Origin of the sequence: Paenibacillus sp. FSL H7-0357 (assembly GCF_000758525.1) — a bacterium.
Classification (GTDB): Bacteria; Bacillota; Bacilli; order Paenibacillales; family Paenibacillaceae; genus Paenibacillus_AQ.
In genome coordinates, this window is the sequence record NZ_CP009241.1 from 2,939,362 (window position 1) to 2,962,034 (window position 22,673).

The window sequence follows — 22,673 nt, forward strand, 5'->3', positions numbered from 1 at the left end:
CTATCCCAAAAGGAGTGTCTTGTAAAAACCATCCGTAACCATATTGTGAATTGTATAATATAGGTTTGTACATTTTGCTTTTAAGGTCCAAAAGTCAAAGCCTATTGTATTGGAATTATCCAAGGCTTTACTTACTTAATATCTTATAAGAAATTCTTGAAATTACAGAAATTTATCCAATAGGGGGATGCTATTATACAAATACAAATAAAGACGAGGTGATGATATGCAAGCGAAATTGGCAGCGGACGCCATTCCCCTCCCCAAAAAGCGGAATTCATGGATAAGAACGATAAAAAAGTATAAAGTGATGTACGCTCTCTTGTTCCCGGCATTAGTTTACTTTGCCGTATTCAAATACATTCCTATGGCGGGAATCATTATTGCTTTTAAAAACTATAACCTAGCTTTGGGACTATGGGATAGCCCATGGGTGGGATTTAGAAATTTCACAGATTTTATGAACGGTGTTTATTTCTGGGACATCATGAGAAATACGATTATCATATCACTGTATAAGCTATTGTTCGGTTTCTCAGCTCCTATCATACTTGCTTTGCTGCTCAATGAAGTTTATACCCAATGGTTTAAGAAAATCGTACAAACGATCACTTATTTACCCCACTTTCTATCATGGGTCATTGTTTATGGAATGATGGTGGCATTATTAGCCCCAGGGGATGGTCTTTTTAACATGATTTTGAAGGAAGCTGGAGTTGAACCCATCTCATTCCTAACGGAACCTGCCTGGGGCAGACTGCTGATCATCTTATCTGAAATATGGAAGGATATTGGATGGGGAGCGATATTGTACCTTGCAGCATTAGCAGGAATCGATCCAAGTTTATATGAAGCGGCTAGAATTGATGGCGCTTCCAAGTGGAGACAGCTATGGCATGTAACACTTCCCGGCATTCGAGGCGTTATGATTCTGATGCTGATCCTTAAATTAAGCCATATTCTAGATGCTGGTTTTGACCAAATATTCATGTTTGCCAACAGCTTTAATCAGGAGAAGATCGACATTATCGACACATGGGTATACCGTGAAGGGCTCGAGCGGCTTAAGATTGGCTTGGCTACTGCTGTGGGATTATTTAAAGCGGTCATCGGATTTGTTTTAGTGTTGGCAGCAAATAAGCTCGCCAAAAAATTCGATGGGCAAATTTGGTGAGGTGGTTATCAAAATGATCAATTTGACAATCGGAGAGAAGGTCTGGCAAGCAGTCGTTTATTTTATTCTTATTTTGCTAGCTCTACTTTGCTTACTACCCTTTCTATATGTGGTTGCTGTTTCAGTGACGCCAGAATCGGAAGTGTTAAGAAGAGGAATTGTTATCATACCAGAATCCTTTACCTTTCTAGCCTATAAAGAAGTATTCATTTCTCATGGTATCGGGCAGGCGTATAAAATTACATTGTTTCGAACGATAGTAGGCACTGCTCTCAATGTGTTCTTTACGGTAATAGCGGCATATCCGTTATCCAAAAAATATTTGCCGGGGCGAAGCCCATTTTTACTATTCATTGTCTTTACCATGATGTTTGGGGGAGGATTAATTCCGACTTATTTACTAGTCCGCTCTCTGGGATTGCTAAACAGTCCGTGGGTATTGATTATTCCACATCTCATTAGTGCATTTAATCTGGTGATCATTAAAGGCTTTTTCGAGCAATTGCCTGCTGAAATCGAGGAATCAGCGAGGGTAGACGGTGCAAGTGAACTTCAGTCGTTATGGCGGATCATTTTACCTCTGTCCTTGCCCGTCCTTTCCACAATTTCATTATTTTACGCAGTCGGGCATTGGAACAGTTACTTCGATGCTATTGTTTATATCAATGATTCCAACTTAATGCCGCTCCAAGTGATCTTGCGCAACATCCTGCTTAACGTCGCAACACAAAGTGCTGATTCGCTTGCCAATACCGGAGCTGTTAGTACGTTCGCTATACAAATGGCAGCAGTTGTCGTGACTACAGTTCCGATTTTGATCGTTTACCCATTTATGCAAAAGCATTTTACCAAAGGTGTGCTCTTGGGATCGGTTAAAGGTTAAAAAGATATTCCAACCTGAGTTGTTACGGGAAAACCGTGATAATATAGAAGCAAAGGAGAGGTCATTATGCAACGTAAAGCGATTACATTTGCTATTCTGACAGCAATGGTCGGTGTGGGAACGGTATTGTCAGGATGTGGGGAACAAAAAGAGGTTACATCGACTGCTTCGGGTAATTCACAAGGCCAGTCTAGTCCCTTTGAAACCAAATTGAAAATTTCGATGTTTAACCAAGGCACTTTCAACGCTGCTGCGCCGATTCCTCCCCGTGAAGAAGATATCCAACGCCAAATGTTGGAGAAAGCAGTGAATATCGACTTGGAAATGATGATTCCTCAATCAGGGCAAGCAACGACTAAATTAAATACGCTCATTGCCGGCGGAGATATTCCAGATTTGATCTTCTTGAAGAGCCGGGCTGATTTGGCGCAATATTATGACCAAGGCGTTCTTGCGGATTTGACACCGTATCTGGATCAATTTCCTGAATTACAGAAACGTTTTAGCAACGACTCCTGGGAGGCGATGTCCTATCAAGGAAAAACCATTGGAGTTCCAGGTTATGATAATGTAAACGGTATCAGTCGAAGCTTCTTCATCCGCAATGATTGGCTGAAAAAGCTGAATATGGAAGTGCCAACGACACCTGACGAGCTATTCGAAGTTATGAAAGCCTTTACAGAGAAAGACCCGGACGGTAACGGCAAAAACGATACGTACGGATTCATAGGCGGTATGAATAAAGAAGGCAATCTGCAAACCTACGGCTTCGATAGTTTGATGTGGATGTTTGGCGTCAATCCTCCCTCAGCCATTGATGTGAAAGACAATAAACCGGTGTTCCTGTTCACCGATCCAAAAATGAAAGAAGCGCTCACTTATATCAATAAAATGATGGAAGCCAAAGTTGTAGATCCAGACTGGGTGACGATGAATACTCCCGATTTGTTGGACCAAAAGTTATTTAAGGGTAAAGTTGGCTTCATGATAAGAGATGCCCGCAGGCTGGAACCAGATTATCAGCAGAAAATGAAAGAAATCAGTGGAGAGGTGCCGGAATGGATCGTTATTCCTCCAATGATAGGTCCTTATGGTGATCAAATTGTAGAGAGAAAATCGTTCCAAGGCAATTCATGGGCCATATCCAAGAAAGCGGATAAGGACAAAATCATTCGTATCTTGTCCATGCTGAATTATCTCTTTACGGACAAAGAAGCCTATCCGAATTTTGCATACGGAATTAAAGGGATTCATTGGGATTTGGTAGACGGCAAGATCAAAAATAAAACCTCCGAATTATCGAAGGAAATGAAAGATAAGTACCTATGGGTCGATCATTATAGAATGCCGCGTCGTGGTGATGATGCTGAGTACTTCAGCTTCCAGAATCCTAAGACGGCAGAAGCTTTTAAGAACAATCAGAAATACGTTACGGCTACTTTGCCCGGTAATTTATTGACTGAAGACCCGAGCGATTCATTGGCAGCTGACCGCCAACGTTACATTAATGAAAGCTTGGTCAAATTTATGACTGGCAAAGAACCTCTTTCCAACTGGGAGAATTTCCTCAATACACTGGAAACCAAGTTTGACATGCAGAGATATAAGGAGTCAGTAATCAAACAATTTAAAGAAGCAGGCTTAATCAAGTAAATCAAGTAGAAACGGCTTCGCCGTCCTTTTAAAGGACGGTACCGTTTCAGCGAGAAAGATAAGGAACATTTATGCGCGAAGCATATAAATTCTTATCTTTTAAACGAAGAGAGTGGCTGTAAATAGCCCCTCTCTTTATTGTCATATGTTAGTATTTGTTTAATACAGATTTAAAAGGAAGATGCTCGATGCGAAGAAGAATCAGCTTGCCTTTAAAATTATTTTTTATCGTGTTTGCATTTGTATTAAGCTGCATAATCTTGATAAGCCAATTGTCTTATCGCTATGTCCAAAAGGAAATAAGAACCACTGACATTTATTACACTAACCAAATACTTGACAAGATAGACCAGTATTTCACAGTTAATTTTTCCTCCTTCCAGACGATCCTGTTCTCGGTCGAGTCATCGGTGAAAGCCAACATTGACAATACGGACGTGATTAAAAAGCAATTAAGAGAGCTGTATGAACTCAACAGTAATTACGTCAGTAATATTTATTTGATCAAAAGCGATTTATCCATCCTAGGCGGAAGTACACCTACCCGAATATTTGATGAACCTTTATCTGAAAGAGAACCATTGTTTGATGCAGCTGACAAGAACAGAAGGATTACATTTGTCAGTGATCCTTACAAATCTAAATATTCCGGCTGGACAGTTACGATGGTTCGATATCTGAACGGCGCTCCGTTTCCTATGGCCATTGCGGTAGATTTGGATCTAAATTCCATTGAAGAAACCTTGTTCAAGATTAATAAAAAAGAACAAATGAATTTGGCTCTAATCACCGCATCGGGAAAAATCATTGCCGGATTTTCGGAAAATAAAGGACCACTGAATATTCAAGATCATACTTTTTCAATCGGGGAAACGTCAGCGGAACAACTTCTGGATACTACAGAAACAAGCCTTCAACTGCATACCAAGGATGGTATTCCGGTCTCCCTTCTGAAAAAACCGACTGAGAAATTCAACTGGACCATCATCTCGATCAACGATGAATCACGCTTGAAAGCTGCTTTGTCCAGATTGGAAACCTATTATATCGGGCTTCTAGCTGCAGGTTTTCTCTTAAGCCTGTTCATTTCCTTTTTTATTGCCAAATATATAAGGACCCCACTCTATGCGCTAAAAACAAAAATGAAGCGGGTGGAGCAAGGCTCCCTCACAACTACAATATCAATTAACCGAAACGATGAGTTTGGAGATCTCTCCCGAGCATTCGATCGTATGCTGCAGCAAATTGTGGAACTGATTCGGGGAGCAGAGCTTCATAATGAACTTGAACGCAAGCTGGAAATTCAAGTGCTGCAGTCTCAAATAAACCCTCATTTTCTGTATAACACGCTTGGTTCTATCAGCAATGTCATACGACTCGGACAAATAGAGAAAGTAGATGTGGTGATCGAGTCTCTCATTTCAATATTGGAATATGGGATAGCCGACGCTTCGGAGAAGGTATCACTGCGTCAGGAATTGCAAAATGTATCGGACTATATCGCGATCCAGAACATCCGCTATAACAGAAACTTCCACTTAATCGAAAATATCGAAGCAGGGCTAATAGATTTTCCGGTTTTTCGAATGCTGCTGCAGCCCCTTGTGGAGAATAGTATCTTCCATGGTTATAACGGTGGGGGGATCGAAGGCCCTATTACTATTCATGCGTACAGGGAGAGCGGCAATGTCATCATAGAAGTAGTTGATAAGGGCGAGGGGATTCCAACTGATAAAATAAAGCATATTTTAATTTCAGAACCGGGGGATGTGGAATTGAAAAGGAAAAGAATCGGGTTAAACAATATTCATGACCGAATCAGACTTCACTACGGAGAACAGTTCGGGCTCCAAATCATAAGCATACCTAAGGAAATAACCCGGGTTCGCGCCTTATTCCCAGCAGGCTTATTTAAAGGAGATGCATGATGATGAGAGACTACACCTGCTTCATTGTTGACGATGAAGATCTAATCATTCAGAGATTGGAATTGTTTTTTCACGAGCTCTCCCTTAGGGATAGGCGATTTCATTTAGTGGGAAAAGCGAATAATGGGCTGAAGGGGCTAGAGGAGATCGTAAAGCTTAAGCCGGATATCGTGATATCTGATATCGTCATGCCGCGAATGGATGGGATTTCCATGATTGAGCAGCTAAAGCCAAAGCTTCCCCATACCCAATTCATTCTTTTGACCGCTTATTCATCTTTTGAATACGCCCAGAGAGCTATTCAAGCCAACGTATTGGAGTACATTGTTAAGGTTCCGCTTAGGGACGCGGATTTGGATCGAGCTTTAGATAAGGCAGCCGGGATTTTAAATGAGGTAAAGAAAAAAGAATCGGAATTTCAATCGTTAAACGTATCCGTGCTTGAAAATAAATATAGAGTCCGCAAGCAATTTTTTAACGAGCTTATCAGGGGCGAAATTCCTTCTCATCGGGCATCGGATTTTGCCAATCGCATGCAGTTCCATTTCTTTCAAGCCAACTATCGCTGCTTCATTGTCGAAATGAATATGTATGAAAGTTTCCGAAACGATTATTCAGCGTCTGATCAGAACATATTGAGGTATGCGATTACAAATATAATCGAAGAAACGGTGATGAATGGTGGCAGTGGTGTAGCTGCGGATCTATCCGATAATCGTTTTATTGGCTTTCTTTCCTGGGAAAATAATCGCAGTGATCTGGAAACGGAATATGATTGCCAGACATTGGGGGGGCAGATCGTCTCTCATTTGCATCAATATTTGAATCAAAGGGTATCCGTCGCTTTTGGAGGTCAGCACCGAGGCTGGGAATCCATCAAACAAGCTTACACGGAAGCACAAAATGTGAGTGATGATTTCTATTATCATACAGAGAAAGTAGTAAAAACACCCATGCATCGGTTCCATTACCATAATGACAGAAAAGAAGAATTTCAGCAGAAACTGGCTGATTTTCTTGCTGGGGTGAAAAGAAAGGTTTCCAAGGAAGAGCTGGAGAAAGCATTTGCTGATCTGAACCAATTTGTTACGGACCATAAAATCCATAAGTCCATCATGGCGCCTATGCTAAGAGACTTGTACAGAGACATTATTGTGAAATTTAAATCGGGGAACAAGTTGACGACGGAAGTAGCAGAGTTTCCCATAGAATTTTTAGCTTTTCGGGAGCAGCTTGCCTATATTGGCGACTTTACCTTCGAATATGTACATGCTGGCCAACTTTTACATCGTATAGAAATCATGAGTGCTATGCGGTTTATAGAGAAAAATCTGAAACAGCGATTAACGCTCGAGGCGATTGCCGAGGAAGTGAATTTAGCTCCATCGTATTTTAGCAGCTTATTCAAAAAAACAATGAACGAGGGCGTTATCAGCTACATCAATCGTAAAAAAATCCAATTAGCTCTCGAGCTGTTAAATGTTCAGGATTATTCTATTTTGGAATTGTGCGAGGAAGTAGGAATTGTGAATGAAGGTTATTTTTGCAAATTATTTAAAGAATATACGGGTGATACTCCTAAGCAATATCGGATAAAAATGACACGGTATGAATCCAAATAAGGTTGCAAAAAATGTGTGATTTTTTCGCGAAATCATGTAAAAAAAAGGGGAGCAAAAGGATTACCATGATAGAAGGATCTAATCATGGAGGTTATCAAAATGGAGCTTATTAAAGCAGATGTAACCGTCGTCGGCGGAGGTATTGCCGGGATATGCGCTGCCATTGCTGCCGCACGCCAAGGGCTGCAGGTTTCACTTATTAATGATCGGCCGGTTCTTGGGGGAAATGCGAGCAGCGAGGTCAGGGTTCATATCAACGGGTCGGCATATCTCGGAAACAGTCCATCCTATTATGCACGCGAAGGAGGGTTGGTGGAAGAACTCAAGTTGAAGATTTTCCACTATAATCCGTTATACAACAAGAAGCTGATGCTTTCACTTTCGGATACGGTCTTGTTGGATATGGTTTATGCTGAGCCTAACATTTCTCTATTTCTGAATACATGCGTGCATAAAACGGGCATGGAGAACGGCAGAATTAAATGGGTGGAGGGCCTTCAATTGGCTTCCGAAAGGAAATTTCGTTTTGAAAGCCGAACCTATATTGATTGCTCCGGAGATGGAGTTGTCGGATATCAGGCAGGTGCTCTCTTCCGATGGGGGAGAGAAGGGAAACATGAATACAAGGAAGAATTGGCTCCTGAAGTGGCTGACCATTACACCATGGGCGATACGATCCTGTTTCAAGCCCGTGATGTAGGATATTCCGTTCCATACCAAAGACCTGGCTTTGCGTATGATATTACGAAGTTGGCCTTTTTCGATAGTATCAGAAAAGGCTTAAACCATCGGGCTTTTCCAAGAAAAATCAACGGGCTTGGCGGATTGTGGTGGCTGGAATACGGCGGACATATGGATATTATCAAAAATAATGAAGACATCGCGTTGGAGCTGCGGAAATTGGTGTACGGGATTTGGGATTATCTCAAAAATAGTGGTGAATTTGATGATGTAGACAATCTCATTTTGGATTATGTATGCCCGATCCCGGGAAAGCGGGAGTCGAGGCGGTTTATTGGGGATCACATGTTGTCTCAGAACGATCTTACAGCAAAGCCGCATTTCGAAGATGCTGTATCAGTCGGTGGATGGTACATGGATCTACATGCTAATAAGGGCATCTACGATGAGGGGCCGGCTACAGCTTGGAATTTCGTGCCTGGATTGTACAATATCCCTTTCCGCAGTTTATATTCACGAAATATTCCTAATCTCATGTTCGCTGGTCGCAATATAAGTGCTACCCATGTGGCTTTCGGATCTACAAGGGTAATGGCAACCTGCGGTTGTATGGGGCAGGCGGTTGGAACGGCTGCTTCGTTATGCTTGAAATATGAGATAGACCCCGCCACTATAGTCGAAGCTCATATGGGGGAGCTGCAAGCGCTGCTGCTTCGAGATGGGCAAACCATTGTAGGCCTTCAAGAGGAATTGGAGCCTTACTTCGCTGACGGATTAACTATTAGTGCCTCGTCTCAGCGTAGCTATGACAATCTTCATCCAACCGAAGAGATTTCCTTGGAGAAAGGGTTATGTCTGGTCTTGCCGATTCAGACATCCGTGGCTGAAAGTGTACGGATCAAAATTAAAAATAGGTCCAAGCATTCGGGAATTCTACATGTGAAGCTGTTTGGCGGGGAGCGGAAGGAAAACTACATTCCAACCAGCGAGTTGAGAGGCTACCGCTTGGTTATTACAGCCGGTCATGACGACTGGATTACGCTAGACTTGGACTGCAAGAAACCGGCTGACGACAAAATTTACATCGTATTGGAGGGCACGGCGAGCCTTGCCATATACGGTAATGAAGAGAAAATGACAGGAGCTGTCAGCTTCTATTATAGACCGGAAGAGCCGTCCAGACTGAAGAAATTTAATAAGAGCATTTGCTTCAAGGATCTGTTACCATCCCAGAATATGTATAGTCCTGAAAATGTCGTTAACGGCTTCTCCAGACCTTATGGTCTGCCGAACGGCTGGATTTCTAAACGTACGGATGGACAGGAATGGTTGGAATTCTGTTTTGCCAGCCCCAAAAATCTGGACGAAATCCAGCTTGTTTTCAATTCGCAGCTGGATTTGGAGCATTTCGACGATCCGATCGAGTCCCTTATCCAAGATTATGCTATGACCATAACCTTTGAAGACGGAAGCGAGAGGGAAATCATAACTCGTGGGAATTATCTCACCTTGAATAAACATAAGGTGGAGGCGAAAGATGTAACCCGAATCCGCTTCGATTTCTGTGCAACTTATGGTTCGCCTTATTTTGAAGTGTTTGCTGTAAAATTGTTTGCTCCTAAAATCGATAAATGAGGACAGGTGAAGTCACGATGAAGGAATTATTCCCTCGTAAAGGGCTCCCTAATATAATTCAAAAATTGGAAAATGGGGATACCGTAACAATCGTCTATTTCGGCGGCAGTAATACGCGTTCTGAAGGCTACAGGGTCATGACGGCGGATTGGCTTCGTAAGCAATATCCTAAGGCGGATATCCGCTCTGTGAATGCAGGCATTAATGGGACAGGATCGGATTTGGGCTGTGCCCGTTTAGAGACAGATGTACTGCGTCATCGGCCTGATCTAGTATTTGTTGAATTTGTTGGTAATGATGGCGGAGAGCCCGAATCCAAGGCGCGGATCGAAGGGATTGTCCGTCAGATCCGCAAGCGGAGCCGGTTTACCGATATCCTGTTCGTTTATACGCTGAAGGAGCGGGATGTGGCCTTATTTCAGTCTGGGGAATACCAGAAGGGGGCTCTAATGCAAGAGGAAGTGGCCGACTATTACGGTATTCCTTCGATTCATCTGGGCGTAGCCGTCAGTCACTTGGTATCGGAGGGGAAACTCGTTTTTACCTCAAGGGAAGACGTGTCCATTTCCGGAGCCGTTGTTTTTACACATGATTCGATCCATCCGACTATTCCCGAAGGACACCAGATTTACACGGATACGATCACCCGGTCATTTGAGAAAATTAGAGAACTTCAAGATCATCCGGGAAGGTCAGTACATCACTTACCTCAGAATCCGTTGGTCCCGGCTAATCCTTGGGAGTATGCGACCATGCAGTCACTGGATAGTCTTACCGATTTTTCCGCAGGATGGTCTTACATGACTCCCGATGATTGTGCTTTAGTGCGCGAGTACAATTGGTTGTTTCCCGGCCTGTGGCGAGCAGTCGATCCTGGAGAAGCTATTACGGTGCAGTTCGAGGGAACCCACATCGGGTTATTCGATATCGGGGGGCCGGATTCTGGGAGATTGAAGGTGTCGGTGGATGGTGGGGAACCCTTTGTTGTCGATCGATTCACACTACACAACGATCATAATCGTAATCAGTATGTATTCTTGCCGGAGCTCCCGAATGGGAAACATACGGTTCGCTTCGAAGTCGATACCGAGAAGACAGACAAAGCGGCCGTGTTTGAGGCATGCGGCAATGAACGAAGTAGAGAGCATGTTCGGCAGCATCCAGATTGGTATGATCAAACGGTGATCCAGCTTGGGAAGTTGTTATTGGTGCAGCCGCCATTATAATTAATCATTAGGTTTGTCTACTTGGAAGACCTACATCATAACTGACTGCAGTTGAGCGGTGAGTTATGATGTAGGTTTCTTTATTACTGAAAATCTTATAAGAAATTCTAGGAATTAAAGAAATTTCATGGTCATGTGACATGCTAAGATTGTACTAGATTAACCATATTCCTCCTTCGGAAATAACTGAGGCTATAAGCACAGAAAGTTTGAGTTAGAAATGTCATTTATATGACAAGGAGGGATGGTCAGTGGACTGGTTAAGCAAAAAACATGGGTAAAAGCGGATGAACTTTATACCAAAGCGTAGAGTCAATAATATAGGGAGCCGGAATTCCCCTCATATTATTGGGTCAATACCTTGCCGGAACATGTATATCCCTGAAATTATGAAGAGGGTAGCTTATTTTAAAGACCCCAGCATGCTAGGGATCTTCTTAGGTGAACTAAGGGTTAATTTGCTACAGCCGCCAGATCAATTCAGCAAAGTTTTAACAGGCTCTGTTTGACAAAAGGCATGGCTTTGGGTATCTTGGTACTATAAAAACTAATTAAGTACCAATGTGAATCGGGAGGAGTTTTAATATGGACAATATTTCAATAACACATGGCAATCCCAAATCGGCGTCCGGAGGCAGACTCATAGGGATGGCACTGGATTATATGGCCTATCCGCTGATCGGAACGGCAGATAAAGCATTAATTGAGAACACCCTGCAAAAATTATGGGGACTCGGAAAGAACCGTTTCAGCCATCAATATGCTTTTGAAGCAAGACTGGACAACAGAACGATAGGGATCATCTCCTGCTACCCGGTATCTGTAATGGACAAGTTGGTTTGGCCCACTGTCCGGGAGCTAATCAAACTGCGGAAATGGAATCTCATCAAGCATTCGCTGCTGCATTTGCAGGAGCTGTGGTCTATGGTAAGCTTGAATGAGGGAAGAGCGGATGAATACCATATAGGAGCGTTGGCTGCATTGCCGGAAAGCCGGGGGTACGGGGTAGGTTCGAAATTGATTCATTATGCAGAGGAAAAAGCCAGATTAAGCAACTACGGCAAATGCTCCCTGACTGTCAAGCAAGAGAACATACGGGCCATCAAGCTGTATGAGCGGCTGGGATACCGGATTACGGATTCCATAGAGAAAAAACCGTATTATTTGTACCGTATGGTAAAACCCCTTCCGCATATCCTTACATGAGTGTTAAGGTATAGACGCTAAGCTGGATGAAGGGTGGACTGGCAAGGACATGGACAACAGGGTCTATTTAAAAATTTTAAAATGCTTTGGAGCCAAAGGCACGCGGTTTACCACGGAGGACCTGGCGAGAGAACTGGGCACGAGCAAACGTACAGTGTATGCCTACTTTTCGAGTAAGGATGAAATGATAGAGAAAACGATTGATTTTGTCTTTTCGCAGATTATCCAATCGGATACAGACATCCTGGAAAATACAGGGCTCCCGATTCAGGATAAAATCAGACTTTATTTTCAGAATATTCCCGACGCCTATTCGATTGGCACGATCATCAGGCACATGGATGACCTTCAGCGGTATTATCCCCGGCTCCACGAGAAGGTGAATCATCACCTGGATACGATTTGGGATGGTGTTATTGCACTGGTGGAGGAAGGGATAAACCGTGATGAGCTGCAAAAGGTGGACACTGTAATTCTCAAGCTCATGCTGAATGAGACTCTGAGAAAGCTGCTGGACTATGAGTTTATTGCGGGCCATCAGGTCAGCTTCGAGTCCGGCATCAAGGCGATGAGTGATATTGTTTTATATGGCCTGATCAAAACAGACCATCCTAAATCAATTGGGTAGTAGAAGGCGTCCATTATAATGTAGAGAATGGAAACCGGGTAATTCCTGAGGATGTGAAAGACCGTGTAAAGCTCCGGATGAATAAAGAAGAAAAAGTAGGGAATGACCCTATAATGTGAGACAAATCAAAACACCTTCAAGAGAATGTACCCTTGTCGTAGGGTATGAATGGGAGATGATCTTGGGGTGTTTTTGTGTTGGCAACGGCAGCTCCCGGTATTATTCATTTTGTGCTATTCATTATTAGCATTGTACTAACTGCGAAATGCTAATCTACTCTACAATATGAATATTAGTTCAACGAGGAGGCAGTTGCAGAATGAAACTTAAAACGGTGAGAAGTAAAAGCATGTTTGATGAGAGTTGGAGCTTTCACAAAGGGGAGATCCGGATTCCCTACGCAGTCAAGGGTGGGATGACAGGCGGTATTACCGATGCGAGCTCTCTGAAGGAGGGGGAGTGGCTGGATATCGCTTTTAACGATAAAGGGATGGGCGAACAGCAGCTTGAATGGAGTTCTGTGAATCTGCCGCATGACTGGTGTGTAGAGCAGCAATATGTTCAGGATGAGTCGCTGGGCTCGCGGGACGGCAGCCATGGTTATTTGCCGGGCGGGATAGGCTATTACCGCAAAACCTTCGAGCTTCCGGCAGACGCTGCCGGGAGCAAGTGGACAGTACGCTTTGACGGAGTATCCGGCACCAGCACGGTATGGGTCAACGGTCATCTGATCGGCTCGCATCATGGCGGTTATATAGGTTTCAGTTATGATTTGTCGGATGTTCTCCGTTATGGGCACGAAGGCAGAAATGTCATTCTCGTCAAAGTGGATGCAACAGAATGCGAAGGCTGGTGGTATGAGGGCTGCGGCATTTACCGACATGTCTGGCTGGAGAATACAGACCGCCTGCATGTGGCCGAATACGGCACCTATGTAACGACACCGGAAGTTACTAAAGAACAGGCTATGGTCAATATCCGCACCCGCATCCGCAATGATTATACAGAGGGCCTTCCAGTATCCCTGCGCACGGTGATATATGATGGTACCGGATTGCAGGTCTGTGCTAAAATGGAGGACGCCTATGCGGACTGGTACACCGAGACGGAACTGGAGCAGATTTTCGAAGTGGAGCAGCCTGTGCTCTGGTGTCCTGAATCACCATATCTGTACAAGGCAGAATCGACTGTCATATATGAAGGAAAAGAGCTTGACCGGTATGAGACGGTGTTCGGCATCCGCACCATCCGCTTCGATGCGGATGAAGGGTTCTTTCTGAACGAAGAACCGCTGCTGATTAAAGGGACATGCAATCATCAGGATTTCGCCGGGGTCGGCGTGGCGCTGCCGGACAGCCTGATCGAATATAAGCTCAGACTGCTTAAAGAAATGGGCTCTAATGCCTATCGCAGTGCACATCATCCGCCGACTCCTGAGCTGCTGGATATGTGCGACCGGATCGGTATGCTGGTCATGGATGAGAACCGCAAGCTTGACAGCAGCCCTGGCGGCCTGAGCCAACTGAAGCGGATGCTCTACCGGGACCGGAATCACCCTTGTGTGATCATCTGGAACCTGGAGAATGAGGAGGTTTTGGAAGGCACCGTAACGGGCGCCCGGATACTCAAGACGCTCGCAGATACGACCCGCCGGATAGATCCGACAAGGCCGACCTCTGCTGCGATGAACCACGGCTGGAATGAGAATGGCTACAATGATGCAGTAGAGATTACAGGCTACAATTACGGGCACCGGGAACACCTCAACATTGATATCCGAGACCACGAGCAGTATCCGGAGCGTCTCATGATCGGCAGTGAATGTGCCAGTTATACCGCAACCCGGGGAATCTATGAAGATGATCCGGTAAGGGGCTACTGCTCCGAATATGGCACGAATATTCCTTCATGGGGATGCACCCCGCAGCAGGCGTGGAGTGATCTTGTGAATAACCGTTTTTTGACTGGCGTCTTCATGTGGACCGGGTTCGATTACCGGGGAGAACCTACTCCATATCTGTGGCCGTGCGTGAACTCGCATTTCGGGCTGATGGACACCTGCGGGTTCCCTAAAGACAGCTATTACTATATGCAGGTGGTCTGGAAGGATGAGCCGATCGTTCATTTGCTTCCGCATTGGAATTGGCCCGGGTCGGAGGGGAAGCGGATCGAGGTGCGCGTGTTCTCGAATACCGATACGGTGGAGCTGAGCCTGAACGGCAAAAGCCTGGGTGAACAGCAGGTGGACAAGACCGGGTATTTATCGTGGGAGGTCGTATATGAGCCCGGAGAGTTAAAAGCAGTCGGAAAACGCGGCGGTCATGTAATTGCCGAGAAGGCTGTTGTTACAGCAGGCCAGCCATACCAGATTTGCTTGTACCCTGATCGGCTGGAGGGTCAAGCGGATGGTTTGGATACGATTCCGGTTCGGGTTGCCATCCTGGATGAACAGGGGCATATCGTTCCGGCGGCCGACAATGAGATCCGCTTTGAAGTGACGGGCGCCGGGTCTCTGCTCGGTGTAGGCAACGGGAATCCAAGCAGCCATGAGCCGGACAAGTCTTCGATCCGGCGGGCTTTTAACGGCTGGTGCTTGGCCTTGATTCAGACTTCATCAACAGCAGGCTCCATTAAGGTGAAAGCCGTATCAATGGGACTGGCAGCGGCTGAAGTAGTACTAGCGGCAGCACCCGGGGAACCTTTATTTCCGGCCAGTGGAACGATAATATAGACATAACGAATTCCATACAGAGGATGTCTCGCGAATGATGCCTAAGCTGAAGAAATATATGCCTTTTACTTACAAAATGATGATCCCTTACTTGCTGCTAGTTCTCTTGACCGATGTATTCATCGGTTCCATCTCTTATTCGATGCTGACTGATTCAAGGACAGAGATGGCAGAGTCCAACATCAGGACGGGTTTGGAGCAGGCCAGGAATAATATCCGCTATCAAATGGATGAGATACAAAGGATGTCGGACAACTTGTTCGGAAGCCAGCAGTTGCAGCGTGCGCTTGAGCAGAAGGGGACGCCGTTTGAGATTTATCTGACGATGATCGATGATATTATTCCCCAGATAACCGCCCCCTTGCAGCTATTCGGAAACAAGATCCGCTTCATGCTCTATACACCGAACAGTGATCTGAATATTATATCAGGGGATAACCTGGATGAGCCGATCTATGATAGCGACTATTATATTCTGCCCATCCAGGATATCACCGGCAGTGAGTGGTACCGGTCTCTTAAGGATTCGATGCGGGATAATATATGGCTGCAGATTGATACGGACCAGAAGCTGGACAATCTCTCTCATGTCCGCAGGCTGGTCAGCTTCAGTGATAACAAAACGGTGATCGGGTTTGTGCGTGTTACCGTTTCCCTGGAGGATCTGTTCGGCGGCTTCGATACGTTCCCCGTAGAAGAGGGGATTACTCTGCGGCTGGTGGAAGAGACCACCGGGTCCATTCTGTTCCAGCGAGGAACAGCCATTTATGACGATGGACGTGAGAACTTTCTAAGTTTGCATGCGCAGATCCCGGGCAGTGATTTCGTAATTGAAGCCATGGTTCCGCAAAAGTATCTAACCCAGGATGCTGGCCGGCTGCGTAAGGTGATTATTGCAGTCTGTACGCTCAGCTTCCTCGTCATGACCTTGATCGGATATGTGGTGGCTCGTATTTCCGGACGCAAGATGAGCCGGATCGTAGGCTTGGTGCGTTCCTTCCAGGAGGGGAATTTCCAGAAACGGATTCGCTTCTCTGGTAATGATGAATTTGTGCAGATTGCGGATTCATTCAATGACATGGCCGCCAATATTCAGGGGCTCATTAACAGCGTCTATGTGCAGGGGATCCAGAAGAAGCAGGCCGAGCTGGAAGCCCTGCAGGCACAGATTAATCCGCATTTCCTCTATAATACGCTTTCGACCATAAGCAGCCTGGCTAATCTGGGCGAAATCGCCAAGGTCACGGAGATGGTCGAGGGACTGTCGCGTTTCTACCGGCTGACGCTGAACCAGGGCAATGTGTACATTGAACTGGAGAAGGAGCTGGAGCAGGTGGAGACGTACCTGGAAATCCAGCGGGTTAAATATGCGGATGCATTCACTCTGTATGTCGATATGGACGAGGAGATTATGCATATGCAGGTAATTAAGCTGGTGCTGCAGCCTTTTGTGGAGAATATCTTCAAGCATGCCTGGTTTGGTGAGTCGATCGCTATCCGTCTGACGGGCCGGAGAGTCGGCGGCAGTATCGAGCTGAAGGTTATTGACAATGGCATCGGCATGCGGCCCGATGATATCAGGAAAATGATGCAAGGGCCTAACCATTCTGGTGGTTATGGGGTTAAAAATGTGCATGAGCGGATTAAGCTCAGATACGGGGACACGTACGGCGTGACCATTGCAAGCATTTACGGGGCAGGCACAACGGTTCAGCTTCTGCTTCCCGCCGGGCTTCAGGACAGCGAGGAGATTGATGAGCAGTTCCGCTGATAAATTACGAGGTTGCATCATGTACAAGCACAGGAGGAAATAATTTCGATGAGTATCAATGTATTGCTGGTAGATGATGAAGCTGTTGATTTGGAGTGGTTGCGGCGCAGAGTGCTGGCAAGCTCGCTCGATATTGTAGTAGTGGGGACCGCGAATAACGGATTCAATGCGCTTAAAATGATGGAGCAAGTACGGGTAGATATCATCCTGTCCGATATACGTATGCCCATTATGACCGGAACGGAGTTTGCACGCAGGGCTAAAGTGATCCATCCCAAGATCAAAATTGTCTTCATTAGCGGCCATGAGGATTTCAGCTATGCCAAAGAGGCCATTCAGATCAATGCCTCCGGTTATTTACTGAAGCCTGTTAAGGACAAGGATCTGTACGAAATGCTGGGGTCCTTGTGTACAGCCATAGAACAGGAGCGGGAGCAGAACCGTTCCTTAAGCGAAGCACTGTCGCTTGTGAACAAGGAGCTTATCTTACGCTGGTTCGATGAAACCTCCCCTGAACCCGCTGAGCCGCATCTGCGTAGCGCCCTGATTCCGTTGTTGCTGAAGGGGGCAGCGGCGGCAGTTGTCGAGATTGATGATCTGGAATGGAAGATGCGTGATTTGTCCGAGGAGGATGTGCGCGAGAAGACGCGGCAAATGGCCGGATTGATTAAATCCATTGTTGAGAATGCCAAGATGGGTACACTGATTGCCGCTTCGCATCACCGGTTTGTAATTCTGTGCAATCTCCCGCAGGACAGCTTCCTGAATCTGCTGGAGGAGCTTATCCGCAAGGTGGCAGAGTCTTCTCTCTGCACAGTGACTGTCGGCGTCGGTCAATATGCCCAGGAAGAGGCGGGGCTGCATGAATCTTATCAGCAGGCGCAGGCTGCACTCAGCGCGAAATGGCTACTCGGCAAAAATCGCCTGATCCGTGATAGCATGGAGCCTTCGCCGCGAGAGACACCGGGCGTCCGCATTGAACAAACTGTAGAACAACTCCTTGAGGCCATCATTCAGTATGACCTGGTGGCGATCGACGACCATTTGCTGGAGCTGTTCACGAGTGCCAGCAAGAAGGATGTCTATGAGCTGATTATCCGCATCACCTCCAAACTTCATGCGGATTTGCAGCAGCAGAATGAGAATCTATATGAGCTGCTGCAGTGGGAATCTCACCAGCCGGATATTCTGTTCCAGTTCGAGACGATTCACGACATTCTATCTTGGATGAGACGGAGGTTCTTCGAACTGTCAGAGCTGCTGTATGTGAAGCGGCAACGCCAGAAGCGCAGGCTGATTGATGAGATTATAAACTATGTTGAGGAGAATCTGGAGAAAAAGATTACCTTAAAAGAGGTGGCCGCCCATTTCAGCTTCACACCGAATTATTTAGGCTATCTGTTCAAGGAAGATTACGGACTGCCTTTTAATGAATACGTGAAAGAACGCAAGACCAGCCGGGTATTCGAGCTGCTGAGTGATCCAACACTTATGATATACGAGATTGCCGAGCGCATGGGCTACAAGAACCTTATTTATTTCAACCGGCAGTTTAAGCAGATTACAGGTATGACGCCGGGAGAGTATCGTAAAAAGCATAAAGTATAGCCAACAGAACGTTGCCCAGGTCGATCATCGGCCCGGAGGCGACGTTTTTGTATTTTTAGGAAAATTTATATTTTAACTATCGTTGGAAAAGTATTAGTATTTGTTGACATGCTCAATCCACAAGAGATGAATGCTTCTTTATACTAAATACATAGAGAAAATGAGAGATGGAAAGGGGATTCGAGATGAAACTGAAACAATATGGCTTCTGGCACAAAGTAAAGAAGCATAGAACCTTGCTTCTTATGCTGACTCCGGCGGTGTTGTTTTTCCTGTTGTTTGCATACGTGCCTATGGCGGGGATTGTGCTGGCGTTTAAGCAATACAATTATAGCGATGGTATCTTTAACAGTCCATGGAACGGACTGGACAACTTTAAATTTTTCTTCGGTTCCGGTGACGCCTGGCGCGTAACACGAAACACAGCGTTATACAATATTGCTTTTATTGTTGTAAACAATGTGCTGCAGATTTTTGCGGGCATCCTGCTGTTCGAGGTTGCAGGCAAATGGTTCCGTAAGATTACGCAAACAATACTGTTCCTGCCTTACTTCATTTCCTGGGTAGTAGTTGGAGCCATTGCCTACAACCTGTTTAACTTCGATGTTGGTACCGTTAATGTATTGCTTAAGGGGTTAGGCATGCAGCCGGTTGATATTTACAACACTGCAGCCTACTGGCCGGTTATTCTTGTAGTTGTGTCAGCCTGGAAAGCGCTGGGATACGGAACAATCATGTATCTGGCGGCAATTACCAGTATTGATACCGAAATGTATGAAGCAGCTGAAATTGATGGTGCGAATATATTCCAGCGCATCATGAAGATTACAATTCCGAACCTGATCCCTACGGTGATCATTCTGGTGCTGCTGGCTATTGGCAACATCTTCCGCGGCGATTTCGGGATGTTCTACAACATGGTCGGCAACAACGGCCTGCTATTCTCATCGACCGATGTTATCGACACCTTCGTGTTCCGTTCCCTGACGACTTCCAATGAAATCGGAATGTCTGCTGCGGCCGGGTTCTATCAGTCGCTGCTGGGCTTTGCGACTATCATGCTCGCCAATTACGCAGTACGCAAATACGATAAAGATCGTGCTTTATTCTAGGAAAAGGAGGTAGCCCAATGAGTTCAACTACTGCAAAGATCCAAACACCAAAGGTACGCAAACGTGCCAACACAGACCGGCTGGTACTGTCAATCATCGGATACTTGACGCTTACAGTACTCGCTATATTCTGCATCTTTCCTTTCTTGCTGGTGGTATCGGCCTCGCTAAGTGAAGAGAGCTCCATTATCGAGAAAGGTTTCCAGCTTATCCCGTCTACCTTTTCCACGGAAGCCTACAGCGTACTGTTCAAGTATCCGGCTGATATGCTCAGAGCTTACGCTGTGACGATCACCGTTACGCTAATCGGTACCTTGTTTGGATTGTTTCTGACTTCCATGACAGCATATGTGCTATCCCGAAGAGACTTTGAATGGCGCAGCCGCTTCTCGTTCTACTTCTTCTTCACTACCTTGTTCAGTGGTGGGTTGGTGCCTTCGTATCTGTTGATCATCAACTTCCTGCATCTCAAAGACACGCTAATGGTGTTGATTCTGCCGATGCTGATGAACGTGTTCTACATTATCGTCATGAAGTCGTTCATGAGCAGCATCCCTGATGCGATTACGGAATCCGCCAAAATTGACGGAGCAGGCGACTTCCGGATCTTCATGCAGCTGATTGTGCCTTTGTCCAAGCCTGCACTGGCTACCATCGGTCTGTTTATAGCCTTGGCTTACTGGAACGATTGGTACAACGCGCTGCTCTATATTTCGAAGTCCGAGTTGATGCCACTTCAGTACTATCTCTACAAAATGCTGGGCAATATGGATGGCATGCGTAAGGCGATGATGGCCTCGGGTGCGGTTGTAAATACTGATTTGCCAACCGAAGGCTTGAAGATGGCGATGACGATTGTGGCCACAGGACCGATCCTGCTTGCTTATCCATTTATTCAAAAATATTTTGTACAAGGTCTCACTATTGGTGCTGTCAAAGGATAATCCCGGGGCAACCCGGTTATCAATATATAATCTAACCAACTATTTCATTAGGGGGAAACACTTGTCATGACAAACAAGAAAAAGAAACTCACAGTTACGCTGGCAACGATGATGACACTGGGGACCATCCTCAGTGCATGCGGAGGCGGTAACAATACCAATAATACAGCTGCGGAAGCAACGAATGCAGGAGCAACCACTACAGAAGGAGCAGCCACGAATTCCGGCGCTCCTGATACTTCCAAAGAGGTCAAGCTGAAAATGATACTGGTCGGCGGCCAACCTGGCGATTACGACAAAGTATTCGGAGAGCTGAATACCAAATTAAAAGAGAAAATCAATGCTACTGTAGAAACAGAATTTCTGGACTGGTCGGATTGGACACAGAAGTATCCGCTGAAATTTGCCGCCAATGAGGATTTTGACCTCGTTTACACAGCTAACTGGGCTTTCTATAACGATCAGGCGCTTAAAGGTGGATTCATGGAGCTAACTGATGATATGCTGTCCAAGTATATGCCGCAAACCTGGGAAGCTATGCCTAAAGTGAACTGGGAGCAAGCGAAAGTCGATGGCAAGCTCTACATGGTTCCGAACAATAATGTTGAGGTTACCGACAAGGTTGTATTATATCGGGAGGATTTGCGCAAGAAATACAATCTTCCAGAAATCAACAGTCCTGAAACCTACGCCAATTACTTGAAAACGGTTGCTAAAGAAGAAAAAGGCATAACCGCTTTCGGAGCTAAGCCTGCTGATGGCTGGAAGTTTCATGAGTTAGACCAAACACTGCTGGAGCAGAACAACAACTTCAACCTGGTGGATGCGAACCTTCTGCCGTTGGCTTACAAGCTGGATGATGCTTCCGGTAAAATATTCAACATTTATGATACTCCAGAATTCACATCATTGCTTAAATATTATAAAGATCTGGCCGACAATGGCGCATGGTCTAAAAACGTAGTCAGCAACAAAAATGATGTATGGCAGGATATCAAAGCAGGGAAGATTTCTTCTTATGCCCATAACCTGGGTACTGTAGCCGCTAACCTTTCCGAAATGCGCCGCGACAAACCGGATGTGGAACTGGGAATTGCCGATCTCACTCCGGACAAAAAGAAAATCGCCGCGATCTCAACACAGAACGGCATGTCAATTCATGCAACCTCGGAGAATCCAGAACGTGCTCTGATGCTGATCGATCTGCTGCAAAATGACAAGGAAATTCACGACTTGACTATGTATGGTATCTCCGGAACTCACTATAATCCTGAGGGCGATAAAAAGTTCACTGCAGGCCCTGCAGCTGCTAACTACACTGGCTTCTCGAACTGGGGCTGGAATTCCCCGCTGAATCGTCAAGATGCAGCTTATCCGAAGGAAGCTGACGATATGTTCAACACCTGGCAGTCCAGCATTTATCACTTCCCGCTGGAAACCTTTGTCTTCGACACAGCAAAAGTGAAGAATGAAGTGGCAAATATCGGTAACGTAATGCTGCGTTACGCCATACCGCTGGAGTACGGATTGATTGATGATATTGAAAAAGGCCAGGCAGACCTGATCAAGCAGCTGAAATCAGCCGGCATCGACAAGGTCCAGACTGAAATGCAATCGCAAATTGACGCCTTCCTTGCAGCACAAAAAAAATAGCTGAATAAGAGTGGAACTTTATGTAACGGCTTCAGGGCTGCTCTCAAAGCATGAGCTTTGGGGCAGCCCTTTTTCTCTATATAAGGAGGGCCTGTACGTGAACGGTTGACCCCAGGGTAACCTGGTTATCAGAAAAAAATTATTGTATCTTTGAAAGCGCTTAACGAAACTGAGAGGAGAAATCCAAGTTTCATAAAATAAAATATGGAGGCTGTACT

At 45.5% G+C, this 22,673-nt stretch carries 15 protein-coding genes; all 15 read left to right on the top strand.

The window, feature by feature from the left end; genetic code table 11:
• The first annotated feature begins 226 nt into the window (after positions 1 to 226).
• The 15 genes from H70357_RS12690 (at position 227) to H70357_RS12760 (ending at position 22,455) form a co-directional block, all read left to right on the top strand.
• Complete coding sequence (locus H70357_RS12690; RefSeq protein ID WP_038589741.1) at positions 227 to 1,174, top strand: ABC transporter permease; 948 nt, start codon at positions 227 to 229, stop codon at positions 1,172 to 1,174.
• A gap of 13 nt (positions 1,175 to 1,187) precedes the next feature.
• The gene (locus H70357_RS12695) at positions 1,188 to 2,057 is read left to right on the top strand and encodes a carbohydrate ABC transporter permease (protein WP_038589742.1); all 870 of its coding nucleotides are present in this window, start codon (positions 1,188 to 1,190) and stop codon (positions 2,055 to 2,057) included.
• A gap of 66 nt (positions 2,058 to 2,123) precedes the next feature.
• Complete coding sequence (locus H70357_RS12700) at positions 2,124 to 3,710, top strand: extracellular solute-binding protein (protein WP_038589745.1); 1,587 nt, start codon at positions 2,124 to 2,126, stop codon at positions 3,708 to 3,710.
• 188 nt (positions 3,711 to 3,898) lie between these two features.
• Positions 3,899 to 5,638, top strand: a complete 1,740-nt coding sequence (locus tag H70357_RS12705; RefSeq protein WP_038589747.1) for a sensor histidine kinase — start codon at positions 3,899 to 3,901, stop codon at positions 5,636 to 5,638.
• 2 nt (positions 5,639 to 5,640) lie between these two features.
• Positions 5,641 to 7,260: a response regulator gene (locus H70357_RS12710; RefSeq protein ID WP_231578422.1), complete on the top strand. Its 1,620-nt coding sequence runs from the start codon at positions 5,641 to 5,643 to the stop codon at positions 7,258 to 7,260.
• 84 nt (positions 7,261 to 7,344) lie between these two features.
• A complete protein-coding gene (locus H70357_RS12715) occupies positions 7,345 to 9,576 on the top strand; it encodes an FAD-dependent oxidoreductase (RefSeq protein WP_038589753.1) in 2,232 nt (743 codons plus the stop codon).
• Positions 9,577 to 9,593: 17 nt separating this feature from the next.
• A complete protein-coding gene (locus tag H70357_RS12720; protein WP_038589756.1) occupies positions 9,594 to 10,802 on the top strand; it encodes an SGNH/GDSL hydrolase family protein in 1,209 nt (402 codons plus the stop codon).
• Between the two features lie 585 nt (positions 10,803 to 11,387).
• A complete protein-coding gene (locus H70357_RS12725) occupies positions 11,388 to 12,008 on the top strand; it encodes a GNAT family N-acetyltransferase (protein WP_038589759.1) in 621 nt (206 codons plus the stop codon).
• 49 nt (positions 12,009 to 12,057) lie between these two features.
• Positions 12,058 to 12,636 carry a TetR/AcrR family transcriptional regulator gene (locus tag H70357_RS12730; protein WP_038589762.1) on the top strand — a complete coding sequence of 193 codons (579 nt, stop codon included), beginning with the start codon at positions 12,058 to 12,060 and terminating at the stop codon, positions 12,634 to 12,636.
• Positions 12,637 to 12,955: 319 nt separating this feature from the next.
• On the top strand, positions 12,956 to 15,367 hold the full coding sequence (galA, locus tag H70357_RS12735) for a beta-galactosidase GalA (protein ID WP_052091997.1): 2,412 nt from the start codon (positions 12,956 to 12,958) through the stop codon (positions 15,365 to 15,367).
• Between the two features lie 34 nt (positions 15,368 to 15,401).
• On the top strand, positions 15,402 to 17,138 hold the full coding sequence (locus H70357_RS12740; protein WP_038589765.1) for a sensor histidine kinase: 1,737 nt from the start codon (positions 15,402 to 15,404) through the stop codon (positions 17,136 to 17,138).
• A gap of 48 nt (positions 17,139 to 17,186) precedes the next feature.
• Positions 17,187 to 18,746: a response regulator gene (locus H70357_RS12745; protein WP_038589768.1), complete on the top strand. Its 1,560-nt coding sequence runs from the start codon at positions 17,187 to 17,189 to the stop codon at positions 18,744 to 18,746.
• Positions 18,747 to 18,931: 185 nt separating this feature from the next.
• A complete protein-coding gene (locus tag H70357_RS12750) occupies positions 18,932 to 19,858 on the top strand; it encodes an ABC transporter permease (protein WP_038589770.1) in 927 nt (308 codons plus the stop codon).
• Positions 19,859 to 19,875: 17 nt separating this feature from the next.
• On the top strand, positions 19,876 to 20,802 hold the full coding sequence (locus H70357_RS12755) for a carbohydrate ABC transporter permease (protein ID WP_081965787.1): 927 nt from the start codon (positions 19,876 to 19,878) through the stop codon (positions 20,800 to 20,802).
• A 66-nt stretch (positions 20,803 to 20,868) separates the two neighbouring features.
• Positions 20,869 to 22,455, top strand: coding sequence for an extracellular solute-binding protein (locus H70357_RS12760; RefSeq protein ID WP_038589773.1), 1,587 nt, complete (start codon positions 20,869 to 20,871; stop codon positions 22,453 to 22,455).
• The last annotated feature ends 218 nt before the right edge of the window (positions 22,456 to 22,673 follow it).